General features: G+C 59.4%; 8 protein-coding genes. 4 read left to right on the plus strand and 4 right to left on the minus strand.

Translation table 11 applies throughout. The annotated features are described in order from the left end of the window. From ACMNI9_RS07395 to ACMNI9_RS07405, 3 genes are all read left to right on the plus strand, one after another. Positions 1–421 (plus strand): hypothetical protein (locus tag ACMNI9_RS07395; protein WP_418831398.1); only part of this gene is annotated, 421 nt, incomplete at its 5' end. Beyond that, the gene (locus ACMNI9_RS07400) at positions 418–924 is read left to right on the plus strand and encodes a hypothetical protein (RefSeq protein ID WP_418831400.1); all 507 of its coding nucleotides are present in this window, start codon (positions 418–420) and stop codon (positions 922–924) included. The genes ACMNI9_RS07395 and ACMNI9_RS07400, both read left to right, overlap by 4 nt. Continuing rightward, on the plus strand, positions 921–1,550 hold the full coding sequence (locus tag ACMNI9_RS07405; protein WP_418831401.1) for a hypothetical protein: 630 nt from the start codon (positions 921–923) through the stop codon (positions 1,548–1,550). Before ACMNI9_RS07400 ends, ACMNI9_RS07405 begins: the two co-directional genes overlap by 4 nt. Positions 1,551–1,955: 405 nt before the next feature. Here ACMNI9_RS07405 and ACMNI9_RS07410 read toward each other — a convergent pair whose 3' ends face one another. Further along, the gene (locus ACMNI9_RS07410; RefSeq protein WP_418831403.1) at positions 1,956–2,291 is read right to left on the minus strand and encodes a 4Fe-4S dicluster domain-containing protein; all 336 of its coding nucleotides are present in this window, start codon (positions 2,289–2,291) and stop codon (positions 1,956–1,958) included. 2 nt (positions 2,292–2,293) lie between these two features. After that, the gene (locus ACMNI9_RS07415) at positions 2,294–4,546 is read right to left on the minus strand and encodes a molybdopterin-dependent oxidoreductase (protein WP_418831405.1); all 2,253 of its coding nucleotides are present in this window, start codon (positions 4,544–4,546) and stop codon (positions 2,294–2,296) included. A 199-nt stretch (positions 4,547–4,745) separates the two neighbouring features. Between ACMNI9_RS07415 and ACMNI9_RS07420 the strand changes: the two genes are divergently transcribed. Beyond that, positions 4,746–6,350, plus strand: coding sequence for a PucR family transcriptional regulator (locus ACMNI9_RS07420; protein WP_418831407.1), 1,605 nt, complete (start codon positions 4,746–4,748; stop codon positions 6,348–6,350). 47 nt (positions 6,351–6,397) lie between these two features. Here the strand turns inward: ACMNI9_RS07420 and ACMNI9_RS07425 are convergent, their stop codons facing one another. Beyond that, entirely contained in the window at positions 6,398–6,718 is a 321-nt protein-coding gene (locus ACMNI9_RS07425; RefSeq protein ID WP_418831409.1) for a type II toxin-antitoxin system RelE/ParE family toxin, read from the minus strand. Between the two features lie 2 nt (positions 6,719–6,720). After that, on the minus strand, positions 6,721–7,038 hold the full coding sequence (locus tag ACMNI9_RS07430; protein WP_418831411.1) for a type II toxin-antitoxin system prevent-host-death family antitoxin: 318 nt from the start codon (positions 7,036–7,038) through the stop codon (positions 6,721–6,723). Positions 7,039–7,257 lie beyond the last annotated feature (219 nt).

Genomic DNA, 7,257 nt, shown 5'->3' on the forward strand with positions numbered 1-7,257 from the left:
GCGCGCCTGGGTTGCCGCGTACAACCGCGAGCACGAGCATCGCGCTCCGAACGCGTTTGCGGCAAACGGGCTTTCCCATTTGCGCTTGGCGCGCACCGAAGGCAACCTGTTCCGGTTCCTGTACCTGACCGCGCACATGGACGCTGCCAGCTTCGAGGACGTGTACCGCAGCGTTGCGCTGCCGAACGTGGAGAGGTGCGTGGAGGAGCTGAGCGGGCTTGATCCCGTTGCGGCGCGGGCGTTGTACCTGCACATGATCGTCTATACCCACGGTATGGCAACCATGCTCGCTTCGGGTGCGCGGTTCGACGACGAAGAGCTGCACGAACGGCTTGACGAGGCATTCAGGGGCCTGTCGTCGCTCGCGGGCGGCGAGCGCGTTCTTGCTGCGACTTCCAACAAGAAGGGATCTACGCTATGAGCAGGCGGTTGGTTATTTTCGATGCGGGCGATATGGGGGAAGAGGCGTTCGTGCAGGGTTTTCCCGACGGGAACGTGCTGTTCTCGGCCACGCCCGAGGTTCGGATGTGCATCGGCTGCTTCGGCTGTTGGCTGAAAACGCCGGGCACGTGCGTGCTGCGCGACCGATGCCAGCAGATGCCGCGGCTTTTGCGGGAAAGCGACACGGTGGTGGTTGTGGGTCCTTTGGTGTACGGCGGCTACTCCCGCTCTGTCAAGGCTGTGTTCGATCGGTCGATCGGCTACTTGCTGCCGTACTTTCGCATGGTCGACGGCCGGATGCACCATGCCATGCGCTACGATCACGCGTATCGCCAGAAGGTTCATTTCTACGGCCCCGGCACGCAGGCGGAACGCGACCTCGCGCATCGTTTCATTCGCGCCAATGCGGTCAACTTCAATGTTTCTGAAGTTAAGGTGCGTTTTCATGAGAACGTCGAGCAAGCGAAGGAGGCTGCGCTATGAACGTGGTGCTGCTGTGCGGAAGCCCGCGCGCCAAGAAGAGCAATTCGGCGTACCTGCTCGAGCAGTTGAGCGATCGTATGGGTGGAAGCTTGCGCGTGGAGACGCGCCAGGCTGCGGCGACGGCGTCTGGCGTGAACGAGCGCACCGCCGAGTTGGTGGCGGCAAGCGATGCCCTGGTGGTTGCGCTCCCTCTGTATGCGGACGCGATACCTTCCGCCTTGTACGAAGTGCTTGGTCAGATACGGGCGCGCGTTTTGGAAACAGGATCGACGCCGACGGTCTACCTGATCGTGAACAGCGGATTCTACGAAGCGCGACAGAACGAGCTGGCCATCGAGATGCTGTGGAACTGGTGTGATGCATGCGGCATGCGACGGGGCGGGGCTTTGGCGGCGGGGGCTGGCGAGATGTCGCATGCTGCGCCGATGGGGACCGGGCCCCTCAAGAACCTGGGGCGCGCTTTGGACGAGCTGGCTCGCGCTATCGAGCGGCGAGAGTCGGGCGAAACGATGTTCGTGGAGCCCAACTTCCCGCGCATGCTCTATCGCATGGCCGGGCATCGCTCTTGGAATGCGCAGGCGAAAAAGAACGGCTTGAAGCCGCGCGATCTGCTGCGCGCGGAGTAGCCGGGGCCGCTAACGCGGCAGGTCTACCAGGGGACGGGCGACTGCGCGCGGAGTCGCCCGTTGGAAGGAGTCGGCGCTCCATGCGAACGGGCCGCATCGTTGTCGACGCGGCCCGTTCGGGTCATGCAGTGTTTACGCTGTTGGCGGCTTCGGTGCGCCGGGTGCCGCGGGTACGCCGGGCGCACCAGGGGCTGCAGGCGCACCCGGGGCGCCGGGTGCTTTGGGAGCGCCAGGGGCGCCCGGGGCACCGGGAGCTGCGGAAGCGGGAAGCTCGGATCCGCAGCTTTCGCACGTATCGTTCTTGGACGGGTTGAGCGACCCGCAGGACGGGCATTTCTTCTTCACATCGAGCGATGATGGCCTGAAGCACATATCGTCGGTCCTCCTTTTTCTTCTCGCGCCCTTCTAGACGAAGGAGCAAAGCAGTTGCTTGGGGTGATCGGACAGTTTCTTCGAGAGCTCCTTGATGGTTCCGAACTCGAGGCACTTGGCTTGGCAATGATGCACGCAGGAGGGAACCTTGCCCTTCTTGCGGCGCAGCAGGCACATGGTGCACTGGTCGGTGAACGCCGGAGCGTAGGAGAGCAGCCATTTGTCGGGAGCAATCTCCCAAGGGCCTATCTCGTTCACCTTGATACCGAACTGACCTGCGGGAAGGCCGTTTTCCATCTGGCAGGCAACTTCGCAGGAGTGGCAGCCTGTGCACCATGCGGGATCGATCAGAATGCCGTATTCAGCCATGGTTACTCACCTTCCTTGACTTTGTAGATCTTGCAGATGTTCGTCTTGTAGTTTGCGCCGAACCCGGTCTTTCCGAATTCGCCCCACGGGAGCAGCTTGTTGATGGCAACGTCGTACAGATCGAAAAGATCCTCGGGGTCTTTTTCAGGCAGCCACCAGCCGTGATCGCATGCGACGATGCGCGTGCCCAGGATGGGCGTCTTCTTCACGCGTCGCTTGGCGCGTCCCAGGTGATTCTCGACCCATACCCAGTCGCCCTCGTCGACGCCGTAGCGCTCGCAAAGTTCGGGGTGAACCTGTATGGTCGGGTCGGGCGTGTAGGAGCGGTTGCGCTCGATCATGCGATGCTCGGAATGGAAGGAGTTGAACACGCGGGCGCCCGTGGTAAGAACCAGCGGATACTCTTCCATCAGGTCAGGCGTCGAACCCGGTCCGGGCGAGGGCTCCTCGAAGTACGGCAGCGGATCGTACCCCATCGACTCGTAGATGGTCGAGTAGAGCTCGAGTCTGCCGGTCGGGGTGGGGAAGCCCAGCTGCCCGTCCTCGCGAAGCAGGCCCTTCTCGTGGCGGTGGTACTCCAGGGGAAGGAAGATAGGAGCGACTTCCTTGAGCTCGGAGAAGGTGAATCCCGTGGGCTTCAAAAGCTCGTCGTACACTTCCTCCAGCGTTTCCCAGGGCCAGGCTTCAGGTGCGAGCCTTTTGCCAAGAAGCAGGTTGATTTCCATGTCGGACTTGCTTTCGCCAACCGGCTTGCAGGCCTGGCAGATTACCTCGCCGCGCTGGATGCCGTCGCCCAAGCGAATGCTGTCGTGCTCGGGGAACGTGTTGGCGGGAAGGAACACGTCGGCCAGCGCCATCGCCGTCGGCGTCATGAACAGGTCGACGGAGACGTTGATGTCCAGCTTCTCGAACGCCTTGTGAGTACGCTCCGGATCGGCGGCGATGCATGCCAGGATGTTGGTCTGCTGCAGCCAGGAACCGTGGATCTCGTACGGTTCGCCGCTTTCCATCGTTTCGATGAGCTCGTCGGCTTGCGACATCTGGAATCCTGCTTGGAGGATGGGGTAGTTGCCCAGGCCGATGCGCTTGGCTTTTTGCTCGTCGCTGATAAGCTCTCCGCCCCAGCCGGATGCGTAGCTGAGGATGGATATCGTGGGGATGATGCCGCCCGGTACGTCGATGTTGCCCGTGACCATGAAAATGGAGGCGATAGCCTGGCTTGCGGGCAGGGATTCCTTGGTCATGTCGACCGCGAGACCCCACTGCAAAGATGCTGTTTTCGCCTTGCCGATCATGCGTGCGGCTTCGATGATGTTCTCTTCGGGAACCCACGTGATCTCGGCTACGCGGCTGACGGGGTATTCGGCGGCGCGTGCCTTGAGCTCATCGAATCCGTAGCACCACTTGTCGACGAAGTCGTTGTCGCAGAGGTCTTCTTCGAAGAGGATATTGAGGATGCCCAGGGCGAGAGCGGCGTCGGTTCCGGGGCGGATTCGAAGGTGCTGAGCCGAATTGCACGAGAGCCAGGTGACTTTGGGGTCGATGTCGATGATCTTGGTGCCGCGCTTCATCATGTCGACCACCCAGTGCCCGTGCCAACCTTCGTTGTTGGCGACCAAGGGGTAGTTGCCCCAGACCACGAGGACTTCGGGGACCTCGTATGCGGGGTTGTCGTAGCGGTCGGTCCATCCCTGGGATGCATCGGCTACCATGTACGTCCCCGTGGTCAGGGCCATACCGGCGATGCGCGGAAGGAAGCAGGCCAGGCCCGAGAGGATGCACGTGTAGTTCGGAGAACCGTAAGACCAGGCCAGGCGCGTGATTGCGGGGCCGATGTCGCGTCCGGTGCCCTGTGCGAAGATTACGCTTTCGGCGCCGTACTTCTCTTTTATGTCAAGGAACTTGTCGGCTACGTAGTCGAGGGCTTCCTCCCAAGACACGCGTCGCCAGGTGTCCTTGCCGCGGTCCTTCGGATCTCGCATCATGGGGTAGGTGATGCGCTTTTCATGGTACGTCACTTCCTGGATGTTCAGGCAGCGCATGCACAGGCGCCCTTGGTTGAACGGGTTTTCCGGATCGCCTTCGCACTTGACCAGTTTTCCGTCTTTGTCGGTGTGCAGGAGCACGCCGCAGCCAAGGTGGCATCCCGGGCCGGACCACGCACTTCCCCTTGTGACGGTAAGACCGTCTTCCTCGTACCTCCAGGGTTTTCCGTAGTCTACGAACTTGAGATCTGACTTCGCGAACTTCGTCATAACGCACCCTCCTCCTTTTCAGTGTGTAGGACTATCAGACGCATTATTTGTGCATTTTATACAGCTGCATTGGTGAGTGACAATTGATAAAGTGTTGGTATCTCCGGTACTTATTCGTATATTATGTACATATAAAATTAAGAGCGAGGGAACGATCGTTCTTGCGGGAAGCGGCCAAGATGACAGGGGACAAGCCGGTATGAAGCTGAATCTTTATTTCGTGCAGGAGGACTTACCTGAATTGCGGTTCGAGGGCACCCCCGTCGACCCTCCAACGGTGGCGCGATGTCGCATCGCCCAGTTCGTGGATGAGCTTCCGGGGCATCTTGACGAAGGGGTCATGTACGTTGTGAGCGCATCGACGCTGGCCTTGCATCCTCCCAAGTCCACGAAGGCTTCTTTTCTGTGTCTGGGATCCGCGCCGAAAGCGTGGAAAGATGCTGCGCTGAACCTGCTGCATTCCGAAGCGGACGTTGAACCCGTCGACGTAATGAACGCGGTGATCCGCCTGTTCGATCGTTACCGCGCGTGGGAAGAGGATCTTCACGCCCTTGTCGACCAGCACATGCCCATAGATATGCTAGGCGCGCGCTCTGTGGGCATCTTTGGAAATCCCGTCATAGCGCAGGACGTTTCCTACCGCCCCTTTTTCTACGCGCTGCCTTCCCCAGGGGAGGAAACGGAGGCTTTTCGAATCTACCGCGAAGAGGTATACGGGCAGCATGTTGGGGAAGGCGGTCTTTCCGTTCCGAGGAAAACCGCTATGGCGTTCAATCAGAACTCCGATTTCGCCAAGCTGGAAAACGCCGAAGACCCTGTTTTGTTTACCGGCGATACCTGGAGCAAGCTGTCGGTTCACTCGCTGTCTTTTCGTAGCCTTCTTTACAATTGCCGCGTGAACGGGACTTTGCTTGCCCGCGTGATCGTCGACGACATAGTGCGGCCCTTCCGTAAAAAGGACTACGTGCTGGTGAAGGTGCTTGGCGATTGTTTGACGAGAGGGCTGCAAACCGCGGGCATCGGCGATGCCGGGCAGAGCACTCGTTTCGTGCGGATTTGCCAGAGCCTGCTTTCGGGGGAAACCGTGTCGGATGACCGGATTGCTGCAGTTATGGAAAAGCTGGGGTGGCGCGACAACGACAGGTTTTTCTGCATTGTGCTTAGGGAGCGGAAGCTCGATCGCAAATTCAGCGCTATTGCACGGGTGGCCATAGCCGTTACAGCTCACGATGATTCTCGCCAGCATTGCTTCTTCGACGGAAGGGCCCTAATCGTGTGCGACCTCAGCGCGGGTGCGCATACGCGCGACGAGGTGATAGCCGACGTGTTGCGTAACGTGCGGGATCTTGGCACCATCGTCTCTTTCAGTTCGTCGTTTTTCGGATTTGGAAACCTTGCGCACTTCTATCGGCAGGCTCTTGTTGTAGAGCGGGTGGGGCGTATCGAGGATGTTTCGTCGGAGGCGTATCGATTCGAGGACTATGCCGTCGATTACCTTATCGCTCGATGCGAAGAGGGATCGACGGTTGACGCTATCGTTCCGGATGGCGTGCAGAAGCTTATCGAGCTCGACAAAGAGCGGGGCACGCGCGATGCTCATCTGCTCAAAACGTTTTTGGACAACGATCGCAACATAGCGAAAACCGTTCGAGAGTTCTATATCCATCGCAACACGCTGCTGTATCGTCTCGAGAAGATAAAGGAGACCCTTGGCGCCGATTTGGACGATCCTGACGTTCGCTTGTCAGTTCAGATTGCGTTGCGGGCGCTGCGCGTTTCGGCGGATGCGCCTTATGGGGAATGATGCGTTGCTCCGACTTCCTTGCCATGACGCCCGCGCTGTTGATGGGTTTATTCCGGCAGGTCTACCAGAGAGTACGTATCGATGCTTTGACGTTGGTGGAGTATACGGTATACGGTGAGCGTCGCGTTGTCGAAGCGGTAGTACACGATGTACGGATTCGCCAGCACCGCTCGGTATTCTCCGTGGTCAAGCCTCTCTATGGCGAAGCGTCCGCCCGCATCGGGAAAGGAGCGCGCATACTTGATTGCGGCGTCGATGCGCCGTGTTGTCGCAAAGGCGGCTTGCGGGTTTTTGCATTCGAGCCCCAGGTAGATGGCTATCGACTCCCGGTCGAGATGAGCGCGCGGCCTCCATGCAAGATCGAGCATGATCAGTCCCCGACCGGTGCGTAGTCGAGTTTCCAGAGTGCGAATATCTCGCTCATCCTCGCATCGGACTTTTCGGCGGACAGGGTTTCGGGGCGGTACTGCTCCTCGATCTCCGCTTCGCGTAGGGCCAGGTATACCCGGTTGCGCCGCTCGGCTGCCTCGTATGCGTTGCTGTCCATGAGCACGAACGAGGCCACTCCGTTCTTCGTGAGAACGATCGGCTCTTGCAGCTCGGTCGCTTGCGTGCATACGTCGTTGAGCTGCGTGCGCAGATCGGTTATAGGCCTGATGACGGGAAGAGGTGCGATCGGGGAGGGCATAGCGCTCCTTTCGATATACTTTATTCAGTACATAATACCATATTTAATAAAGTATTTGAAGGAAGGCGAAATATTCGAGTATTCTTGCTTGACCCTCTCGTTACGGGAGGGTTTATGCTGTATTCCGGTGCTCGGGCGATCGACGAGCGCCGGAGGCGAAGGAGGCCAGCATGCCGCATGAGAAAACCTATACGGTTCACCAGCTTGCCGAGTTGTCGG

Source organism: Paraeggerthella sp. (assembly GCF_048427265.1).
Taxonomy (GTDB): Bacteria; Actinomycetota; Coriobacteriia; order Coriobacteriales; family Eggerthellaceae; genus Paraeggerthella; species Paraeggerthella hominis.

Bases quoted from the DNA above. Each gene is read 5' to 3' on its own strand.
- ACMNI9_RS07400 (WP_418831400.1), top strand. From the start codon at position 418: ATGAGCAGGCGGTTGGTTATTTTCGATGCGGGCGATATGGGGGAAGAG.
- ACMNI9_RS07405 (WP_418831401.1), top strand. From the start codon at position 921: ATGAACGTGGTGCTGCTGTGCGGAAGCCCGCGCGCCAAGAAGAGCAAT.
- ACMNI9_RS07410 (WP_418831403.1), bottom strand. From the start codon at position 2,291: ATGGCTGAATACGGCATTCTGATCGATCCCGCATGGTGCACAGGCTGC.
- ACMNI9_RS07415 (WP_418831405.1), bottom strand. From the start codon at position 4,546: ATGACGAAGTTCGCGAAGTCAGATCTCAAGTTCGTAGACTACGGAAAA.
- ACMNI9_RS07420 (WP_418831407.1), top strand. From the start codon at position 4,746: ATGAAGCTGAATCTTTATTTCGTGCAGGAGGACTTACCTGAATTGCGG.
- ACMNI9_RS07425 (WP_418831409.1), bottom strand. From the start codon at position 6,718: ATGCTCGATCTTGCATGGAGGCCGCGCGCTCATCTCGACCGGGAGTCG.
- ACMNI9_RS07430 (WP_418831411.1), bottom strand. From the start codon at position 7,038: ATGCCCTCCCCGATCGCACCTCTTCCCGTCATCAGGCCTATAACCGAT.